Origin of the sequence: Campylobacter concisus (genome assembly GCF_002914195.1) — a bacterium.
Lineage (GTDB): Bacteria > Campylobacterota > Campylobacteria > Campylobacterales > Campylobacteraceae > Campylobacter_A > Campylobacter_A concisus_M.
This window is the reverse complement of the sequence record NZ_PPAU01000015.1, coordinates 1-1,502: the sequence shown is the minus strand read 5'-3', so window position 1 is coordinate 1,502 and position 1,502 is coordinate 1. Positions and strand designations below refer to the sequence as shown.

4 protein-coding genes are annotated in these 1,502 nt (G+C 31.4%); all 4 read left to right on the top strand.

Annotation, left to right across the window (positions count from 1 at the left end):
- Positions 1 to 61 precede the first annotated feature (61 nt).
- The 4 genes from CYP28_RS00620 to CYP28_RS00605 all read left to right on the top strand — a co-directional run bounded on the left by CYP28_RS00620 (position 62) and on the right by CYP28_RS00605 (position 1,458).
- Positions 62 to 292: a helix-turn-helix domain-containing protein gene (locus CYP28_RS00620; protein ID WP_180997925.1), complete on the top strand. Its 231-nt coding sequence runs from the start codon at positions 62 to 64 to the stop codon at positions 290 to 292.
- A gap of 6 nt (positions 293 to 298) precedes the next feature.
- Positions 299 to 721 carry a hypothetical protein gene (locus CYP28_RS00615; protein WP_103592715.1) on the top strand — a complete coding sequence of 141 codons (423 nt, stop codon included), beginning with the start codon at positions 299 to 301 and terminating at the stop codon, positions 719 to 721.
- Between the two features lie 136 nt (positions 722 to 857).
- On the top strand, positions 858 to 1,217 hold the full coding sequence (locus tag CYP28_RS00610; protein WP_141089897.1) for a hypothetical protein: 360 nt from the start codon (positions 858 to 860) through the stop codon (positions 1,215 to 1,217).
- Positions 1,218 to 1,227: 10 nt separating this feature from the next.
- Positions 1,228 to 1,458, top strand: a complete 231-nt coding sequence (locus tag CYP28_RS00605; protein WP_103592713.1) for a hypothetical protein — start codon at positions 1,228 to 1,230, stop codon at positions 1,456 to 1,458.
- Positions 1,459 to 1,502: the final 44 nt, after the last annotated feature.

Below are 1,502 nucleotides of genomic sequence, written 5' to 3'. Positions count from 1 at the left end.
TGCAAGCATTAAAAACTGAATTATTCGTTTTTTTGTATAATTAAAACAAAAAAGGTTAATGATGGATTTACTACACATTAGAGTTTGTGAAATTTTAGGCATCAGTAGGCAAGAGCTTGCTGATAAACTTGGAATTTCTGTCGCTACAATAAATGGCTGGACTAGCGATCCAGCTAGGGTTTCTCAAGCGACAAAGTTAGCCCTAGAGCTTATGATTGAAAATTACAATCTTAAGCAGATTATTAAAAAAGCAAAAGAAGCCCAAGAGGCTATTACAAATTTTAAAGGTTGATAGATCATGAGTGAGGCGTTTAAAACTCCTATGGCGGAGCAGATAAATTTTGACGTCAATGAAGTAGAAATTATGAATGACTATCCCAAAAACTTAAATTTTAAGGGTGAGAATTATTCATCGGATCGTAGGTGTGATGAAAATTTATCTAGTAAAGAGGCTAGTATGAAGAAATTTGACTATATAAAACAATCCTGGTATATTGGGTTTTTTCTCTTGTTTTGGATATTGACAATTTGCGGCACATATACTATGTCTCCGTTAGTTCGTGCTTCCTTTGATAGGGAGCAGATTAAAGCAGAGACTGGACAATATCCACTAGAAATTGTTAATCCAATTAAGTTAAGCGAATTAAACGAGCTCGCAAAGCATGCTGGTGATCCAACTGTTATTCTCGTTGGTGGTGGAAAAATATTGTTAGAGAAATGATTAGAAGTTTTTGGAGAGCGTAAATATGAATAAAATTTATAAAAACGATAGTAAATATTCGATATTAAGCGCACTATTGGTATTTCCGTTTATTTTCGTGTTTATATTCGCTCTATATATCGGATACGTTAAATTTATGAAGTATGTGGATAGAGAATACGATAGACGAATGGATTTGGCTTTTGAGGATTTTAAAAACGAAAATGATGGAATAAGTATAATTGATATGTATAAAATTAAGCGAGCTATTTTTGTAGTTATTAGCAAAACTAGCGTGGGGAACTCGGCAGGTGAAACCTCAAATATAATTTATGACAATATGAAAAAAAATGGAACTTTATCCTTATGTAAGGATATAGAAAATGAAGTAAAACCTGAATGTGAAAATCAGATCAGCAAAGAGATTAAGTTATTTTTAAATAATAATAAAAAGCCTGAGCCTAAACCTGATGCCCCTGAAGAAATGGCAAAGCGTATTTTGAGTAATATCAAATAAGGAATTTAAAATGAGTGATACTATCACACAGCTACATAAAGATTTAAAGCTTTTTAAAAGAATTGTGATTTGTTTTTCTATCTTGGCTATTGCCTGCACCGCATGGCATAAAGACAATATGCAAAATTTAATTAGCTCATTGATTTTTATTAGTTTTTTTATTGTGGTTGGAATTCTTGGCTGGCTTGATACGATTAGAGCAATAAAATTATATAAAAAATATTGTTTAGAACAAGGATAAAATATGTTATTAATTGAGAAAAAATTACCAAAAAATGGCTATGT

Coding starts and splice junctions, on each gene's coding strand:
- CYP28_RS00620 (WP_180997925.1), top strand. CDS start 62: ATGGATTTACTACACATTAGAGTTTGTGAAATTTTAGGCATCAGTAGG.
- CYP28_RS00615 (WP_103592715.1), top strand. CDS start 299: ATGAGTGAGGCGTTTAAAACTCCTATGGCGGAGCAGATAAATTTTGAC.
- CYP28_RS00610 (WP_141089897.1), top strand. CDS start 858: ATGAAGTATGTGGATAGAGAATACGATAGACGAATGGATTTGGCTTTT.
- CYP28_RS00605 (WP_103592713.1), top strand. CDS start 1,228: ATGAGTGATACTATCACACAGCTACATAAAGATTTAAAGCTTTTTAAA.